Raw genomic sequence first — 15,659 nt, 5'->3', positions numbered from 1 at the left:
GTAAGAAGAACAGGCATGAAGCGGATCGTGGCCGAATTCACTTCACAGACATCATTTCGCAAACATCATTTCGCAACCGTCACTTCGAGCCGACCAGCACCCGGTCCAGACCGTAGATGCGATCAAGCAGGAACATGGTCACCGCAGTCAGCGCGATCACCAATGCAGACACTGCGGCCATCATCGGGTCGATCGATTCCGTGGCATACATGTACATGCGCACCGGCAGCGTGACGGTAGACGGTGCGGTAATGAACACCGACATCGTCAGCTCGTCGAAGCTGTTGATGAAGGCCAGCAACCAGCCCCCCGACACGCCAGGAATGATCAGCGGCAAGGTGACCTGGAAGAACACCGTGGTGCGGCTTGCACCCAGCGACAAGGCTGCATGTTCAATGCTGCGGTCGAAGCCGATCAGCGCGCCCAGCACCAGTCGCAACACGTAGGGCGTGATCACCACCACGTGCGCAAACACCAGCCAGCCAAAGCTGCCCGCGCTGCCGATCAACGCGAAGAAACGCAGCAGCGCAACGCCCAGCACCAAGTGCGGAATCATCAGCGGCGACAGGAACAATGCGTTCAGCGCATCGCGGCCGGGGAAACTGTGGCGGGCAATCGCCAATGCTGCCGGCACGCCCAGCACCACGGAGATGGTGGCTGAGATGGCTGCCAGCCACAGGCTGTTCTTGAACGCCTGCATGAAGTCGCCATGCTGGAACACGGCTTCGAACCAACGCAGCGAGAAGCTGGTGGTCGGCACCGACAAGGTGGTCTCGGGCGTGAACGCCACCAGACACACGATGACCAGCGGTGCCAATACAAACACCACCACCAGGAAATTGAACGCCAGTGCGATCGGGCCATTCTTGAGCATGTCGGCCTCCTTAGCCCAGGCTGCGCTTGTACGAGCGCTCGACCACACGGTTGTAGGCCAGCATGATGATCACGTTGGCGATCAGCAGCAGGATGGCGATGGCGGCGCCAAGCGGCCAGTTGAGTTCGGTCATGAACTCGTCGTAAACAATGGTGGCAACCATCTTCAGGCGACGGCCACCCAGCAGTGCGGGAATGGCGAAGGAACTTGCGGCCAAGCCGAACACAATCAGGCTGCCGGACAGAATGCCGGGCATGGCTTGCGGCATCACCACTTTGAACAGTGTCTGGAAGCGAGACGCGTTGAGCGAATACGCAGCCTGTTCAACCGTGGGGTCGAGCTTTTGCAGCGAGGTCCAGACCGGGATCACCATGAACGGCAACATCACGTGAACCAAGGCAATGATGATGGCGGTCGGCGTGTACAGCAGCGGCCCAAACCCAAGCTTGTCGGCCACCGCGCCCACTGCGCCATGCGGACCCAGCAGCATGCTCCAGCCGAAGGCACGCACCACCAGCGAGACCAGCAAGGGCGACAACACCACAAGCAGGAAGATCGAGCGCCAGGGCTTTTTCATCCGACTGAGCACATAGGCTTCCGGTGCGCCGATCAAAATGCAGAACAGCGTCGTCAGGCCGGCGATCCAGAAAGTGCGCCAGAAAATCTTCAGGAAATAATCGTCGGTCACGATGGCCCAGTAGTGGGCAACCGTGTAGCCGGGCTGAATGCCCTTGGCGAAATCGTATTGGCTGAACGACAGCAGCAGCGTCAGTATCAGCGGGGCCAGTACCAGTGTCAGGAAGACAATGGTCAGCGGCAAGGCACCTGCAATGGCGACCTTGGTCGTGGCCGGAATTTTGTTGGAAGCTGCCGGCGCACCGGAAGCGTGGGTAGCCGTGTTCATACCGGCACCCCGCGAATCAGGGTTGCAGACAAGATCATTTCGCGCTCCCTGCTGCCAGCACGCGCACTACGCCTGCGGCCCAGTCCAGGCCCACCGCGTCGCCTTCGTCTTGCGGGCGGCGGCTGCCGTCGTTGGGAGCCAATACCGTCAGGCGGCCCAGCGGGCTGTCCAGTTCGTACATCCATTGCGTGCCCAGGAAATAACGCACGGCGACTGAACAGGGCAACTTGCCCTGCCCTGCCGGCACCACGATGAGCTTTTCCGGGCGCAGCGAAATCTGCACCGCGTCACCCAAGGCCAGACCTGCGCCGTCCACCTCGACATGCAAGGCACCGCTTTCCACAGTTGCCTGACCACCCGCCAAGCCCACCACCTTGCCGGCAACCAGATTGGTCTTGCCCACAAAGGTAGAAATGAATTCCGAGCGCGGATGTTCGTACATCTGGTAAGGCGCATCGACTTGCGTAGCACGGCCGTCTTGCATCACCACCACGCGGTCGCTGATCGACAGCGCCTCGGCCTGGTCGTGGGTCACCATGATGGTGGTCGTACCAACCTTGCGCTGAATGCGGCGCAGCTCGTACTGCATTTCTTCGCGCAGCTTGGCATCCAGGTTGGACAGCGGCTCGTCAAGCAAGAGCACCGGCGGGTTGATGACCAAGGCGCGCGCCAGGGCCACGCGCTGGCGCTGACCACCCGACATTTCACGCGGATAACGGTCGCCGAACTTGTCCAGCTTCACCAGCGCCAGCGCTTCGCGCGTGCGTTCCACACGCTCTTCCTTCGGCACCTTGCGCATCTTCAAACCGAAGGTGACGTTGTCCGACACGGTCATGTGCGGGAACAGCGCGTAGCTCTGGAACACGATGCCCAGGCCGCGCGTGTTCGGCTGCACATGGGTGATGTCACGGCCGTCGAGTTCGATGCGGCCTTTGGTCACGTCAGCAAAGCCCGCAATCATCTGCAAGGTCGTGGTCTTGCCACAGCCCGACGGGCCCAGCAGCGAGACAAACTCGCCCTTTTCCACCGACAGATCGAAGTCGGCGACGACACAGTTGTCGCCGTAGTACTTGGACACTCGGTCCAGTCGGAGAAACGCCATGAGTCCTGCCCCGCAATTACGTTTGGTATGCATGCAGTCTAAAAATCAGCCTTGTCGAGCGTCAACAAATATTCCGACAGACAGAATTTATTTGGCAATTTTTCCATTCAACGGAATTGAGACTTATACTTTGCAAAATTATTTCCGAAAAAAGGCAGCAGATGGCCAAACAGGCTTCTGAAGATTCCGATAATTCGCAAGGCGGGCTGCAGCGCGGCTTTGCGATCATCCGGGCGTTGGCCAACTCGCCCTGCGAAGGATTGCGACTGACCGAGATCGCCACCCAGGCCGGCCTTGCTCAGGCAACCGCGCACCGGATTCTGCGCAGCCTGACGCTGGAAGGCATGGTGGAACAACCCGAAGGCGGCAAGTCGTATCGGTTGAGCGTGGAATTCTTCTCGCTGGCGGCGCGCGCAGGCGGACGGCACAGCACCTTGAAAGCCTTGTGCCGCCCTGCCCTGTTGCGGCTGTCGGGCATGCTGAAGGACACAGTGTTCCTGCTGGTGCGGGCGGGGGTGGATGCGATCTGCGTGGACCGGGTGGATGGGCCGCTGCCGATCCGGTCGTACACGGGTGATATCGGTGGCCGGGTGCCGCTGGGCGTGGGCCAGGCGGGGCTGTTGATGCTGGCCTATATGCCCGAGGCGGAGCGCGAGGAGATCATTCGCTTCAATGTGCCGAGGCTGCACAACCTGGCGTATTTCGATGAGATCTATCTGCGTGCGAGCGTGGAGAAGACGTTGGCGCTGGGGTATGCCGCGACGGACCATGGGGAGGGGCCGATTTCGGGGATGGCGGGTGTGTCGGTGCCGATTCTGGATCAGCAGGGGACGGCGATGGCGGCGATCAGTATCGGGACGCTGGCGGAACGGGTGAATGCGGAGCGTTTGCCGCAGATTGTGAAGGCGCTGGGCAAGGAGGCGGCGGCAATCAGCGCACAGCTGAATCCCTTCGATCCGGCATTGCGTCGACCCGCACAGTTCCTGAGCAACGCGGCGCAAGAACCCTGGCAGCCGGCTTTGCAAGGTTGAGTGGTTGCAGGGGGATACGCTTGCGCCAACCTGGATCAAGCGCCCGGTGTGATGATTGGCGGCCAGGTGGGGCAACCCGTGCCCCCTGCTGCGCAACCCGGATTTTCACGCCATGCACCGCAAACCGCATCTCCCCCAGAAGCCCTGCCTATGCTGCGGCCGACCTTTTGCCTGGCGAAAGAAGTGGGAGAAGGTGTGGGACGAGGTCAAATACTGTTCCGAGCGCTGCCGCCGTAACCGGGCAAGCTCGCCGTCGCAAAGTACTCAACCATGAGCACGGTGCTGTTCTGGTTCCGCAACGACCTGCGTCTGCACGACCAACTGGCGTTGCGCGCGGCCTGTGCGCAGGGCACCCAACACCTGTTGCCCGTGCTGTGCCTGCCCGACGCCGCGCAAGACAGCGGCTGGGGTTTTGCACGCATGGGGCCGCACCGGCGTGCCTGGTGGGCATCCACGATTGAAAACCTGCGCCAGAATTTGCAGGCCCTGGGCTGTCCGCTGCTGGTCTGTACGGAAGCACCCACCACCGCCCTGCCCGCGCTGGCACAAGCCGTGGGTGCAGACGCAATTGTGTGCGAAGACATTGCCGCGCCCGAAGAACAGGCGGACGTGCATGCATTGCGCGCTGCCGGCCTGCAAGTGCGCACCGTCTGGCAAAGCAGCCTTCTCGATCCGGCCCGGCTGCCTTGGCCGGTGTCGCAACTGCCGCGTGTTTTCACGCCGTTTCGGCAGGCGGTTGAAAAGGCGCGTCTGCGTCCGGATGCACCACTGCCTGCGCCCACCAGCCTGCCGCCCTGGCCCAAGGGTGTGCCCGATAACTATCTGCATGGTCAGGATGAGACCCTGGCCGCATTTGCAGGCGCGCGCCCTGCCCTGGATGTGCGCAGTGCTTTTCCCTACCAGCAGCCCGCGCAAAACGACGGTGAGCAGTCCGCACTGAACCACCTGACGCAGTACTTGGCACGCGGTCTGCCCACCGACTACAAACGCACGCGCAACGGCCTGATCGGCATGGACTATTCCAGCAAGTGGTCACCCTGGCTTGCTACCGGTGCGTTGTCACCACGACAAGCCATGGCGCAGCTGAACCAGTTCGAAGCCGAACACGGAGCAAGCGACGGCAGCTACTGGCTTTGGTTCGAGCTGCTGTGGCGCGACTACTTCCGCTTCCTGCATTTACAGCATGGTCGCGCGCTGTATCGCGCTCGCGGGCTTGGCTCGGCACGGGACACCCCGCACGACCCAGCTCGGTTTGTTACTTGGTGCGCGGGCCAGACAGGTCAGCCGTTGGTCGATGCGGCCATGCGCGAACTGGCCGCCACTGGCTACATGAGCAACCGCGTGCGCCAAGTGGCCGCAAGCTATCTGGTGAACGACTTCGCCTGCGACTGGCGTGTCGGCGCGGCATGGTTTGAACATCATCTGGTGGATTACGACGTCTACAGCAACCAGGGCAACTGGCTGTACATCGCAGGCCGAGGCACCGACCCCCAAGGTGGCCGCCGCTTCAACCCCGAGCAGCAAGCCACCGCTTACGATCCCGATGGCGCATACCGACACCTGTGGGGCACGGCGTGACTGCATCTACCCTGCGCCTGGTGTTGGGAGACCAGTTGAACCCCAACCACAGCTGGTTTGCCCAGGTAGACCCACACGTGGTCTACGTGCTGATGGAAGTGCGCCAGGAAACCGACTACGTCCTGCACCACGCCCAGAAGATCCTGGCGATTTTCGCCGCCATGCGCGACTTCGCCCGCCACCTGCGCGCAGCAGGACATCGCGTGCGTTACGTGGCGCTGGACCACCCAAGCAACCGCCAATCCATCCCCGACAACCTGGCCGCGCTGGCCACGCACTACGGTGCCGGGCAAGTGCAATGGCAGCATCCCGATGAGTGGCGGCTGGACGCGCAACTGAAAGACTGGGGCAAGACTCAGACTCATGCGCAGACCCTGAGCTGTGAAGCCGTGGACAGCGAACATTTCCTGACCGAACGCAGCGAACTTGAAGCCTTCATGCAGGGGCGCAAACAGTGGCTGATGGAACACTTCTATCAGCACATGCGACGCCGCTGGCAAGTGCTGCTGACGGCAAAAGGTGCACCGGAAGGCGGGCAATGGAACTTCGACAAAGACAACCGCAAACGCTGGCCCGGCACACCCGCCGAGCCCGTGGATTGGCGGCCCCAGCACGACCACAGCGCGTTGTGGGACATGGTGCAGCGTGCGGGCGTAGCGAGTTTTGGCGACCCGCAAGCGGCAGCCTTGCGCTGGCCCTTAAATCGCAGCGAAGCACTGGCCTGCCTGGATGCTTTCATCACCACGGCACTACCGAATTTTGGCGATTTTGAAGATGCCTTGGCCAGCAGTGCGCCACGTCTGTTCCATTCGCTGCTGTCGTTCGCGCTGAACGTAAAGATGCTGCACCCGCTGGAAGTCATCCAGCGTGCCGAACAAGCCTGGCGTGCAGGCCAAGCGCCGCTGGCAGCGGTTGAGGGTTTCGTGCGCCAGATTCTGGGCTGGCGCGAGTACGTGCGCGGCATTTACTGGGCGCACATGCCCGGCTACGACACGCAAAATGCGCTGGCCCACCACCTGCCGCTGCCGCACTGGTTCTGGAGCGGCGACACCCGCATGCGTTGCCTGCACCTGGCCATCACCCAGTCCTTGCAGACCGCCCATGCGCACCACATTCAGCGGCTGATGGTGATCGGGAATTTTGCGTTGCTGGCCGGCTTGTCACCCCAGGAGCTGCACCATTGGTACCTGGGCATCTACATCGATGCCTTCGAGTGGGTGGAACTGCCCAACACATTGGGCATGAGTCAGCGCGCCGATGGCGGCGTGATCGCGACCAAACCGTATGTCAGCAGCGCTGCGTACTTGCAACGCATGGGCGACTACTGCAAAGGCTGCGCCTACGATCCAGGCGAGAAAATCGGCGAGCGTGCTTGTCCGTTCAATGCACTGTATTGGGACTTTTTCGAACGGCACGCGTCGGTGTTCGAGGGGAATTCACGGCTGGTGTTTGTGTATCGGCAGTTGGAGAAGATGCCGGAGGCGCAGCGAGAAGGATTGCGTGCGCGAGCTGCGGAACTGCGCGGGCGATTGGAGGTTTTGTAGAAACCAAGGCAGACATGAGTCCGCAAGTCACATCAAGACCGACATGTAAATTCAGTTGCTGCCAATCAGTTCAAATGAGACCATCGATCAAGAGTCGGCAAAGCAGCCGGCTTTTTTTACGATCTCAATGTAACCATATGTCATAATGAAGACATATTGTTTCTTTGAACTGCATTGGTTTTTATCGCTGCCGACTGGCTTTGCACTCTGGAGTTTTTAGTGAATAAAGTTCTTGTCGTTGTTTTTTTCCTGCTGCTTGGCGGTTGCACGCCCATGCCACCTTTGAATTTTTCGGTTCCCAATGTCGGCGTAAGTCCGAAAAAAATTGATGCTGAACTGAGGTCGATGACAGTGACACTTGGTCGCCCTGACGAGGCCAAGGGAGATCTTCCGATGGGGATCGAAGCTACGACGGCTATGTGGCAGACAGCACTGCAAGAAGCCATTGATCGCATGGCAATCTTCAAAGACGACGCAGCGCGCAAGGTCAATATTCAGGTAAAAGTACTGGCCTTGAATATTCCTGTATTTGGTGCATCGTTTACCACCAAAACCATTGCACGCTACGAAATCATTGACCGTGCTACCGGCAGCATTATCTACACGCAGGAAATTGCTGCCGATGGCGTAGTGCCGGCTAACCACGCTTTCGTGGGCGTTGTCCGAGCACGAGAATCAATTAATCGCTCGGTGCAAAATAATATCTCCCAGTTCTTGCAGGCCCTGGGATCTGTAGACGTGAACAAGCCCATGTTCCCTGCCCCAACGCAGCAATGAGAAAAGTCAGCATCGCGGCCGGGCTGCTGACCCTCGGATTCCTGTCAGGTTGCGCGACAAACGTTAGCCCACATTCTTACTCGGTGGAGGCGGTTGGACAGGTCAACCGCACGATTTCCGCCAACGTCATCAGCGCCCGTCCGGTCGACATCTCAGGCACGACAGGAACCGGTGCAGGGGTTGGCATGGGTGCCGGCGCGGTTGCCGGATCTGCAATCGGAGGCAGTGGGCGTGCAAACTTGTTGGGCGCGATTGGTGGCGCGGTCGTGGGTGGGCTGGCCGGTGCTGCGATTGAGCAAAATGCGACCAAACAGATCGGCATGGAGTACGTCGTACAGACAGAGAATGGCAATCTCATGACCTTGGTACAAGGCCCTGAAGCGAGTTTCCAAGTCGGCGACCGCGTTCTTGTTCTTTACGGCTCACCTGCGCGGATCATTGCAGATCCTCGAAAGTGACGGATAGCACGTTGTCCGAAAGATCAGCATTGGGTGCATTCCTGATCTGACATTGACGCTTCTCCTGCGCTGCGGCTGGAGAAGCGTCAACGCTAGGTTTCATTTGATCGCAGCGGTAGTTTTGCCCACATCCCACGCGCATGGCCTTGCGCCATGTCGCTAAAATCCCCCAGAAGCCACTGAAGACTGCAACACAGGGGCTACACCAACATCATCAATAACGGGGGAACCGTGGAATTGATCGTGCCACGCGATCGGAGTTTGACCGACCTGTTTTCAATGGCCATCCCTCCAGACCTAGAGGTTCTGGCCGACCTCATCACAGACAAGGGCAACGGCCGAGTTGCTCTGGACGGTCAAGTGAAAACCACCATCCTGAAACACCGCGAGCAGAAGACGCTGTGTGAGATTGCAAGCGTGCTGGAGGCTGAGATTCGAGCCTTCGGTGGCAACAGCCTGATTAATTTGTTTCGGTCCAGCGGCGTCACTTATCGCGAGATTGCGGTCGATGTGGCCAAAAAGCTCGATGGCAAGCCAAAGCCAGATGATGACGTCCTTGCCATTGAAGAGATCATCATTGAGCAGTCCATCCGCCAATTCGTGCCAGAGGGCGGCGAGTCGCCGTTTTACAGTCGCGCCGCTGTGTCGGAGTTGCTGAAGCAAATAGTCGCGGGCCTGGCTGGCGCATCGAGCACCGTGGCGGGCATCGCGGCCACAGGAGGAACGGCTGCAATCGTTGGGGCCGTTGGCGGCCGCGCAGCCGCGCTAGCCCTTCCGCCTGCTGCGATTGCCATTGCCGGCCTCACTCTTTTCCAAGCCGTCGGGCCTGCATTCCGCATTACCGTTCCAGCGGTGCTGCAAGTAGCCATCATTCGTCGTGCGCGATTCGACGCCGACCTCGAAACCTATTGCGAAGGACTCCGTGAATGCCTCTGACGGATGACGCCCTGTGGCGCACACTACCCGACTTGCCCGACGTCTTGGACAAGATCGCAAACGGCCAGTACACCCTGCATGGCGGCGTGGTTCGTCACGCAGCCGGAACAGAGCAAGGGGGCCAGATTGTCGGCCACCTCTTGTTCCCTGGCGATGCTCAGCAAACGCAGCAAAGCATCGAAAAACTCCAGACGGTGATTGAGGAAGGCTTAGGCTCTTTGCAAGGCGGGCTGGACCAAGTCCAACAGAGCATGGGTGTGCTTCAAGGTCTGCAAGTGGCCAATCTTGCGCTTTCCGGCTTGAACCTGGCGGTGTCCACCGCAGGCTTCATCGTAGTGTGCAAGAAGCTGGATGCCCTTAGCGCAAAAATACAGGCGCAGTCGCAGGGAATCATCGAAACATTGAAGATGGTCGGTGAGGCGCACGATCGAAGCCTGTTGGGCGACGAGGCGCAGTTCCGTTCTCTGATAATGACGGCACAGCAGTTTTGCGAACATGTTGATGTCGCACAGCTGAAATCGCTCGTCCTGCCCTTCACGAAGGAGTATCAGTTCACCAAACTGGTACTGCAAAAACACGCGCGCTCGGCAGCGAGCAATGTGGACCGCTTCGACGACATCTCCCTGCTTCAGAATCGGCTTATCAACATGGGACTCATGCTCGCCCATGTTCAGCTACGCGCTGGCACACCGGTGTACGCACAGGCAGCGCTTCGCGGGCTGGCAGAGGATATTGTCGATCTGAACAAGACGCGCATAGAGGCCCTGACGACTGACCACGCGTTTGCTTCAAGGGTAACGCAAGACCAATACAGGAATGTGCGTGGCTTCTTGCGAAGCGGCAAAGAGGTGGTGCCCGCGCTTTCCTACCAGGCAGACCTGATCGGTGTCGATGTCAGTCATCCCGGTACCTTGGCGAAAGCTGCTGAATCCAAAGAAATTCTGTTGTTTGCAGCGTGATCTGGATCCGAACATCGACCGTGCTGAACGGGCTGCTTTAACGGTCTGCTTTGAAGGACTGACATCAATGGGTTTACTGTGCGATCTGTTCACCGCCGACCACGACGCAGCCTTGGCCTACGCCCACAAGGCGGCCCAAGGTGCCGACAACCGATCCGAGGGTGTGTCGGTCCGTGAGTTCAAAGGCCTTACCAGCCTGGAATTCGGCACGCTCTGGGCCATTCTGGAAAAGCAGGAATGGGACGTCGACCGCCACATGCTGATCGACGTGGCGTTCGGCGAGGACAACGAATCGTGGTTGCATCAATTCCAGAACGAGTACCTTCGATTGCTTGCTGCGCTTGACGCTGAGGGCATGCAAGCCGCCGCGCAGGAATGGGGAGCGTCTGAAGAGCTGAACTGCGAAGCGGAAGCCATATTGCCGGTGGTGCGGGCGCTTGTTGAGCTTTCTGGTGAAGCCTTGACGCAGGGCAAGGGACTGTACATGTGGGGGTCGCTGTAGTTCATCATGGCCGGCGTCCGCTAAAAAGACGCTGGCGTATCAACTGCAAGCTGATGGTTGCCACGCGACCAACAAGGCAGCAACGACAATCAAGACAGGATAACGATGAGCTTTGAATACCCACGCATCGCCCTTATCGGACCGGGCGCAATCGGCACCACCATCGCAGCCGCCCTGCATGAAGTCGGGCGGACGCCGACGATTTGCGGGCGCACAGCCTACGAACAACTGTCGCTGCGCTTCGATGGCGGCAGCATCGTTGTGCCCGGGCCGGTGCAGACGGATCCTGCCCAGATCAAGCACAGCTTCGACCTGGTCTTCGTCGCGGTGAAGACCACGCAGATAGCCGCAACAGCCCCATGGTTGTCTGCACTATGCGATGCGAAAACAGTTGTCTGCGTGCTGCAGAACGGTGTCGAGCAGAACGAGCTATTCGCGCCCTACCTGTCCAGCGAACAAGTGCTGCCCTCGGTGGTGTGGTTCCCCGCGCAGCGCGAGCCGGATGCATCGGTCTGGCTGCGTCGGGCAGCGCGGCTGACCTTGCCGGATACGCCAGCTGCGCAGACGGTGGTTACGGCTTTGCAGGGCACACGATGTGCGGTCGATACGACGGCGGACTTCACCTCTGTGGCGTGGCGGAAACTGCTGGTCAACGCGGTGGCGGGCCTGATGGTGCTGACGGGGCGTCGCGCCGGGATGTTTTCACGCCCTGACATTGCTGACCTGGGCCTGGCGTATCTGCAGGAATGCTTGGCCGTTGCCCGTGCAGAAGGCGCGACCTTGGGTGATGAGGTGCCGCAGGAAATCCTCGATGGTTTTCAGAAGGCACCGGCGGATATGGGGACCTCGATTCTTGCGGATCGGCAGGCTGGCCAACCGCTGGAATGGGATATTCGGAACGGGGTTGTGCAGCGACGCGGACGGGTGCATGGGATTGCCACGCCGATCAGTGATTTCGTGGTGCCGTTGCTAGCGGCTGGGAGCGAGGGGCCGGGCTGAAGGGACGGGATGGCGGCGTTATGCCAACACGCAGCCAACGCCGCCGACACCTGTCACCCGTGACTATTGCAAAGCGGCTTCTGCGCCGCCCGCCACCAGCTCCCGAGTGCGCTTCAGCGTCGCCAGCAAAGCGCTGCGATACCCCTTGTCGCTATCCATCCAGGCTTGCTCGGCCTGCTCTTCCGGCCCATTCGGCGCTTTTCCGCGCAGGCCCAGATAACAATAGAAGCGAAGCTGCAACGCGCCGGTTTCGTCTTCGAACAGCTCGTTGATGATCGCACCCTCGCGTGGGCCGGAGACCTGGAAAAACGTCACCTTGCGCTCGGGCGCGAAGCTGATGATCTCGCGCAGCGCATCCCCGGCAATCGTCGCCTCGCGCACGATGTGCGTGGCGCTTTCTTCCACGACCTCGCAATGGGTGCACAGGCCAGGCGGCAGGAACAGGCGAGCGTCGCGCGCCTTCAGCACCAAGCCTTGCCAGGCTTGGGCGCGGGTCAGTGGGGTCTCACCTGCCGGGTTCACCGGCACCGTGGCAGTCGAATAGATCATGATGAACTCCTTGTTGAAGCGTTGCAGGGGCAATCAAGCGGAGACCAGCGTCTCGGCCGCCAAGTCGCGATAAGACCGCAGCGGACGACCCAACATGCGGGTCAGGCGGTCCACGTCACCAGCCTCGGGCAACATGCCCTCGCTCAAGAAACGCTCGCTCATCAAACGCATGTCGTAGGCCATCCACGCCGGCATGAACTGCTTCAGGTTCTGCTCGAAACCGGCAGTGTCATCCCCACCGTATGAGATCTGACGGTCCAGCACTTCCGACCAGATCGCCGCAACACCTGCACCCGTCAACGAGTCCGGGCCAACCAGGTTGATCCGCTCAAGCGGCAACGGCGCTACCGCTTGTTCACGGCGAACCAGCTCAATGGCCGCGATCTCGCCAATGTCACGCACGTCGATCATGGCCAACCCCTTGCTGCCGATCGTCATCGGATACACGCCGTACTGATGCACCACATCCTTGATCGTCAGGTCGTTCTGCATGAAATACGCCGGCCGCAGAATCGTGGCGCTCATGCCGATCTGCTCGATCATGCGTTCCACGCCAAACTTGCCCGCAAAGTGCGGCACGTTCACGTAGACGTCGCTGTGGATCACCGACAGATAGACGATTCGCTGAATGCCCGCGTCACGTGCCACGTTGAGCGCGATCAACGCCTGCGTGAACTCGTCAGGCACTACCCCATTCAGCAGGAACAGCGTGGACACCCCTGCGAAGGCCTTGCGCAGTGCATCGACGTCCAGCAGGTCGCCCTGCACGACCTCGACGCTTGAAGGGAAATCAGCCTTGGCAGGATTGCGAACCAGCGCACGAACCTGAGCATTGCGCTTGACGAGTTGATCGATTACTTGGCGGCCGACAGCGCCAGTTGCGCCGGTAACGAGGATGGTCATGGAATTTCTCCGGTGTTGGTTGGTTGATGTCTCCACTTTGATTGATTCACAGACGGGCCGATAGACCTCATAATTGGACGGACTGTCTTACCAGTGGAACACTATGGACCTGCTTGCCTTGACCGACTTCAACCTCGTTGCCCGCCACGGAGGCTTCGGACGCGCTGCACGGGCGACTGGGCGGCCTAAGGCAACCTTGTCGCGTCGGGTAGCGGAGCTGGAAAGCGGCCTGGGGGTGCGCTTATTCGAGCGCGGCGCGCGCGTGCTGAAACTCACGCATGAGGGTCGGGCGCTTCACGAGAAGACCAGCGTGCTGCTAACCGAGCTGGAAGAAACAGCGACCGAGATTTCGTCCGGTGGACAAATGCCGCGTGGCCGCCTGCGGATCAGCGCACCCATGCTCTTCTCACAAGTCGCCATGGGCAAACTCGCGGCCGGCTTCGCGCTGCGGTATCCAGAAGTTCGGCTGGAGGTCACCACAGAAGACCGATCCGTTGACCTGGTGGAAGAGGCTTATGACCTGGTGATTCGGGTCAACCCAGCTCCAGACGAAAACCTGGTCGGTCGGATATTTCTGCGTGACCGGCAGGTGGTGGTTGCCAGTCCTGGGCTTGTGCAGGCTTCTGGTGGCGCAGTGCCTGCCGTCATGCACGGAACCGGCGATACGCGCACGTCGTGGGATGTCGAGAACCCAAGTGGACCGTCACGTATCGCGGTGGAACCTGTCTTGCACCTGGCATCACTGCTGATGGTCCGGGATGCTGTCCGGGCGGGCGTAGGGGCTGCGCGCTTGCCGATATCGTTGGTCAGTCATGACTTGGCGGTAGGCACCTTGGTGCACTGGGGCGATGTGCCCGGGCCGGAGATTGCGTTGTGGGCGCTGTATCCATCGCGACGGTTGTTGAGCGTGCGGGTGTCGGCGTTTTTGGAGTATTTGAGGGAGGCGTTTCCGGAGGGGACGGCGGAGGAATTGGCGGCGTATGTGGGGGCGTAGCCAAACCCTGTCTCGCGGGTTTGCTGGCCTGCCTTGCGAGCGTATGACTGAGTAGTCGCAACATTGACCTGCGCATGCAGAAGGATTGGAAGGTACCCCCCTACTTCGTGTCCTTGTGCTTTGAGCCGGCCGAGCCTGCGCGGCGACCCAGGCGGATCGGCCCGCGAAACGGCAAATCGTGAGGGACGACAAGCCCCTTCTGAAAAATACTGAGCGCTTCCTTGTCAGCCAGCGCGACTGCCACCGCTCGCACCTGCGGCATCAACGGACGCCAATCATCCGGAGCCAGCTGTCTAGCGACTTCTGAGGGGCAGATGGTTTTGTCGGGGGCGCGCTCGTCCAGCAGGTCGAAGATCGCTTTCTCGATGCGGGCGGAATCAATCGGCATGGGGGGTACACAAAACGGCTGACAGTCATGCTAGCCGGATTTCCCGGCAAGCTTTTTGCTATGCCTTGCACAACGTGCATCACCCCGCGAACGCCCAAGACACCCTCCGTCTCAAGCGGACCGCCGCCGCGCTGGTCGACGCCATGACTGATACAGTGGTGAATACAGAGTGGCTAGCCCTCTAACCGCATCGGAGACCGTCATGAAATTTGAAAAGTCGCAGGCAGCACTTGATCGCCTCACTCCCGAGCAACGCTGGGTAACCCAGGAGTCGGGTACAGAGCGGCCTTTCACCGGGGAGTACAACGACAACAAAGCGCCGGGCATCTACGTCGATATCGTATCGGGAGAGCCGCTGTTCGCCTCGTCGGACAAGTTCGACTCCGGTTGTGGCTGGCCCAGCTTCACCAAGCCGATCGTGCCGGCAAACGTGAACGAGCTGCAAGACGGTACGCACGGCATGATCCGCACAGAGGTCCGGTCTGCACACGGCGACAGCCATCTTGGCCACGTATTTCCTGACGGGCCTGCCGACCGCGGCGGTTTGCGTTACTGCATCAATTCAGCATCCCTTCGCTTCATCCCGCGCGAGCAGATGGAAAGCCAGGGGTATGGCGAATATATCGACCAGGTAGAGGAGATCTGACATGCATCAGCGCGCTGTTCTCGCAGGCGGATGTTTTTGGGGCATGCAGGATCTGATCCGCAAGCAACCCGGCATCATCACGACCCGTGTGGGTTACACGGGCGGCGATGTACCGAATGCCACCTATCGCAATCACGGCACGCATGCCGAGGGGATCGAGATCATCTTCGACCCGGCGGTGACGAGCTATCGGAACATCCTGGAGTTCTTCTTCCAGATCCACGATCCGTCGACCAAGGACCGCCAGGGTAATGATCGCGGGCTGTCTTACCGGTCGGCCATCTACTACGTCGACGAGGAGCAAAAGCGCGTCGCGGAAGAGACGATTGCCGATGTGGATGCGTCTGGGCTGTGGGATGGGAAGGTGGTTACTGAGGTTGAGCCGGTGAGCGATTTCTGGGAGGCTGAGCCCGAGCATCAGGATTATCTGGAGAAGTACCCGAACGGGTATACCTGCCACTTTCCCCGCCCCGGCTGGGTGTTGCCGAAGCGCTAGCGCGCTGGCGATGCGCAGC

Annotated in this window: 19 protein-coding genes; 13 read left to right on the top strand and 6 right to left on the bottom strand. The window is 60.2% G+C overall.

What is annotated here, in order from left to right; all coding sequences use genetic code 11:
• Positions 1 to 79: 79 nt before the first annotated feature.
• From FXN63_RS11245 to FXN63_RS11235, 3 genes are read right to left on the bottom strand one after another with little or no spacing between them, the layout of a single operon-like run.
• The gene (locus tag FXN63_RS11245; RefSeq protein ID WP_148814858.1) at positions 80 to 874 is read right to left on the bottom strand and encodes an ABC transporter permease; all 795 of its coding nucleotides are present in this window, start codon (positions 872 to 874) and stop codon (positions 80 to 82) included.
• Between the two features lie 10 nt (positions 875 to 884).
• Positions 885 to 1,778: an ABC transporter permease gene (locus FXN63_RS11240; RefSeq protein ID WP_148814856.1), complete on the bottom strand. Its 894-nt coding sequence runs from the start codon at positions 1,776 to 1,778 to the stop codon at positions 885 to 887.
• Positions 1,779 to 1,812: 34 nt separating this feature from the next.
• Entirely contained in the window at positions 1,813 to 2,880 is a 1,068-nt protein-coding gene (locus FXN63_RS11235; protein WP_148814854.1) for an ABC transporter ATP-binding protein, read from the bottom strand.
• A gap of 161 nt (positions 2,881 to 3,041) precedes the next feature.
• Here FXN63_RS11235 and FXN63_RS11230 point away from each other — a divergent pair, with 161 nt between their 5' ends.
• From FXN63_RS11230 to FXN63_RS11185, 10 genes are all read left to right on the top strand, one after another.
• The gene (locus FXN63_RS11230; RefSeq protein ID WP_148814852.1) at positions 3,042 to 3,911 is read left to right on the top strand and encodes an IclR family transcriptional regulator; all 870 of its coding nucleotides are present in this window, start codon (positions 3,042 to 3,044) and stop codon (positions 3,909 to 3,911) included.
• 112 nt (positions 3,912 to 4,023) lie between these two features.
• Positions 4,024 to 4,185 carry a DUF2256 domain-containing protein gene (locus FXN63_RS11225; protein ID WP_148814850.1) on the top strand — a complete coding sequence of 54 codons (162 nt, stop codon included), beginning with the start codon at positions 4,024 to 4,026 and terminating at the stop codon, positions 4,183 to 4,185.
• Entirely contained in the window at positions 4,182 to 5,489 is a 1,308-nt protein-coding gene (locus FXN63_RS11220) for a DASH family cryptochrome (RefSeq protein WP_148814848.1), read from the top strand. Before FXN63_RS11225 ends, FXN63_RS11220 begins: the two co-directional genes overlap by 4 nt.
• Complete coding sequence (locus FXN63_RS11215) at positions 5,486 to 7,033, top strand: cryptochrome/photolyase family protein (protein ID WP_148814846.1); 1,548 nt, start codon at positions 5,486 to 5,488, stop codon at positions 7,031 to 7,033. Before FXN63_RS11220 ends, FXN63_RS11215 begins: the two co-directional genes overlap by 4 nt.
• Positions 7,034 to 7,252: 219 nt before the next feature.
• Positions 7,253 to 7,810, top strand: coding sequence for a UDP-N-acetylglucosamine acyltransferase (locus FXN63_RS11210; protein ID WP_222864036.1), 558 nt, complete (start codon positions 7,253 to 7,255; stop codon positions 7,808 to 7,810).
• On the top strand, positions 7,807 to 8,268 hold the full coding sequence (locus tag FXN63_RS11205; protein ID WP_148814844.1) for a hypothetical protein: 462 nt from the start codon (positions 7,807 to 7,809) through the stop codon (positions 8,266 to 8,268). The genes FXN63_RS11210 and FXN63_RS11205 overlap by 4 nt, the downstream gene beginning before the upstream one ends.
• 231 nt (positions 8,269 to 8,499) lie before the next feature.
• On the top strand, positions 8,500 to 9,204 hold the full coding sequence (locus tag FXN63_RS11200; protein ID WP_148814841.1) for a YaaW family protein: 705 nt from the start codon (positions 8,500 to 8,502) through the stop codon (positions 9,202 to 9,204).
• Entirely contained in the window at positions 9,195 to 10,163 is a 969-nt protein-coding gene (locus FXN63_RS11195) for a hypothetical protein (RefSeq protein ID WP_148814839.1), read from the top strand. The genes FXN63_RS11200 and FXN63_RS11195 overlap by 10 nt, the downstream gene beginning before the upstream one ends.
• A 67-nt stretch (positions 10,164 to 10,230) precedes the next feature.
• Positions 10,231 to 10,665, top strand: a complete 435-nt coding sequence (locus tag FXN63_RS11190; protein ID WP_148814837.1) for a hypothetical protein — start codon at positions 10,231 to 10,233, stop codon at positions 10,663 to 10,665.
• 105 nt (positions 10,666 to 10,770) lie between these two features.
• Entirely contained in the window at positions 10,771 to 11,664 is an 894-nt protein-coding gene (locus FXN63_RS11185; RefSeq protein ID WP_148814835.1) for an oxidoreductase, read from the top strand.
• Between the two features lie 63 nt (positions 11,665 to 11,727).
• Here FXN63_RS11185 and FXN63_RS11180 read toward each other — a convergent pair whose 3' ends face one another.
• Positions 11,728 to 12,213 (bottom strand): AtaL-like protein, encoded by a 486-nt coding sequence (locus FXN63_RS11180; RefSeq protein WP_148814833.1) that lies wholly within the window; start codon positions 12,211 to 12,213, stop codon positions 11,728 to 11,730.
• Positions 12,214 to 12,246: 33 nt separating this feature from the next.
• A complete protein-coding gene (locus FXN63_RS11175) occupies positions 12,247 to 13,116 on the bottom strand; it encodes an NmrA/HSCARG family protein (protein WP_148814831.1) in 870 nt (289 codons plus the stop codon).
• 103 nt (positions 13,117 to 13,219) lie between these two features.
• Between FXN63_RS11175 and FXN63_RS11170 the strand changes: the two genes are divergently transcribed.
• Positions 13,220 to 14,110 carry a LysR family transcriptional regulator gene (locus tag FXN63_RS11170; RefSeq protein ID WP_148814829.1) on the top strand — a complete coding sequence of 297 codons (891 nt, stop codon included), beginning with the start codon at positions 13,220 to 13,222 and terminating at the stop codon, positions 14,108 to 14,110.
• Between the two features lie 100 nt (positions 14,111 to 14,210).
• On the opposite strand, the gene FXN63_RS11165 is transcribed toward FXN63_RS11170, so the two are convergent.
• Positions 14,211 to 14,498: a DUF3253 domain-containing protein gene (locus FXN63_RS11165; RefSeq protein ID WP_148814827.1), complete on the bottom strand. Its 288-nt coding sequence runs from the start codon at positions 14,496 to 14,498 to the stop codon at positions 14,211 to 14,213.
• Positions 14,499 to 14,700: 202 nt separating this feature from the next.
• Between FXN63_RS11165 and msrB the strand changes: the two genes are divergently transcribed.
• Together msrB and msrA are read left to right on the top strand one after the other, a co-directional pair.
• Positions 14,701 to 15,144, top strand: coding sequence for a peptide-methionine (R)-S-oxide reductase MsrB (msrB, locus tag FXN63_RS11160; RefSeq protein WP_148814825.1), 444 nt, complete (start codon positions 14,701 to 14,703; stop codon positions 15,142 to 15,144).
• A 1-nt stretch (position 15,145) separates the two neighbouring features.
• The gene (gene msrA, locus FXN63_RS11155) at positions 15,146 to 15,640 is read left to right on the top strand and encodes a peptide-methionine (S)-S-oxide reductase MsrA (protein WP_148814823.1); all 495 of its coding nucleotides are present in this window, start codon (positions 15,146 to 15,148) and stop codon (positions 15,638 to 15,640) included.
• The last annotated feature ends 19 nt before the right edge of the window (positions 15,641 to 15,659 follow it).

Origin of the sequence: Pigmentiphaga aceris, from assembly GCF_008119665.1 — a bacterium.
GTDB lineage: Bacteria > Pseudomonadota > Gammaproteobacteria > Burkholderiales > Burkholderiaceae_B > Pigmentiphaga > Pigmentiphaga aceris.
This window is presented reverse-complemented; position numbering and strand designations above follow the sequence as displayed.

Coding starts and splice junctions, on each gene's coding strand:
- FXN63_RS11245 (WP_148814858.1), bottom strand. CDS start 874: ATGCTCAAGAATGGCCCGATCGCACTGGCGTTCAATTTCCTGGTGGTG.
- FXN63_RS11240 (WP_148814856.1), bottom strand. CDS start 1,778: ATGAACACGGCTACCCACGCTTCCGGTGCGCCGGCAGCTTCCAACAAA.
- FXN63_RS11235 (WP_148814854.1), bottom strand. CDS start 2,880: ATGGCGTTTCTCCGACTGGACCGAGTGTCCAAGTACTACGGCGACAAC.
- FXN63_RS11230 (WP_148814852.1), top strand. CDS start 3,042: ATGGCCAAACAGGCTTCTGAAGATTCCGATAATTCGCAAGGCGGGCTG.
- FXN63_RS11225 (WP_148814850.1), top strand. CDS start 4,024: ATGCACCGCAAACCGCATCTCCCCCAGAAGCCCTGCCTATGCTGCGGC.
- FXN63_RS11220 (WP_148814848.1), top strand. CDS start 4,182: ATGAGCACGGTGCTGTTCTGGTTCCGCAACGACCTGCGTCTGCACGAC.
- FXN63_RS11205 (WP_148814844.1), top strand. CDS start 7,807: ATGAGAAAAGTCAGCATCGCGGCCGGGCTGCTGACCCTCGGATTCCTG.
- FXN63_RS11195 (WP_148814839.1), top strand. CDS start 9,195: ATGCCTCTGACGGATGACGCCCTGTGGCGCACACTACCCGACTTGCCC.
- FXN63_RS11190 (WP_148814837.1), top strand. CDS start 10,231: ATGGGTTTACTGTGCGATCTGTTCACCGCCGACCACGACGCAGCCTTG.
- FXN63_RS11185 (WP_148814835.1), top strand. CDS start 10,771: ATGAGCTTTGAATACCCACGCATCGCCCTTATCGGACCGGGCGCAATC.
- FXN63_RS11180 (WP_148814833.1), bottom strand. CDS start 12,213: ATGATCTATTCGACTGCCACGGTGCCGGTGAACCCGGCAGGTGAGACC.
- FXN63_RS11175 (WP_148814831.1), bottom strand. CDS start 13,116: ATGACCATCCTCGTTACCGGCGCAACTGGCGCTGTCGGCCGCCAAGTA.
- FXN63_RS11170 (WP_148814829.1), top strand. CDS start 13,220: ATGGACCTGCTTGCCTTGACCGACTTCAACCTCGTTGCCCGCCACGGA.
- FXN63_RS11165 (WP_148814827.1), bottom strand. CDS start 14,498: ATGCCGATTGATTCCGCCCGCATCGAGAAAGCGATCTTCGACCTGCTG.
- msrB (WP_148814825.1), top strand. CDS start 14,701: ATGAAATTTGAAAAGTCGCAGGCAGCACTTGATCGCCTCACTCCCGAG.
- msrA (WP_148814823.1), top strand. CDS start 15,146: ATGCATCAGCGCGCTGTTCTCGCAGGCGGATGTTTTTGGGGCATGCAG.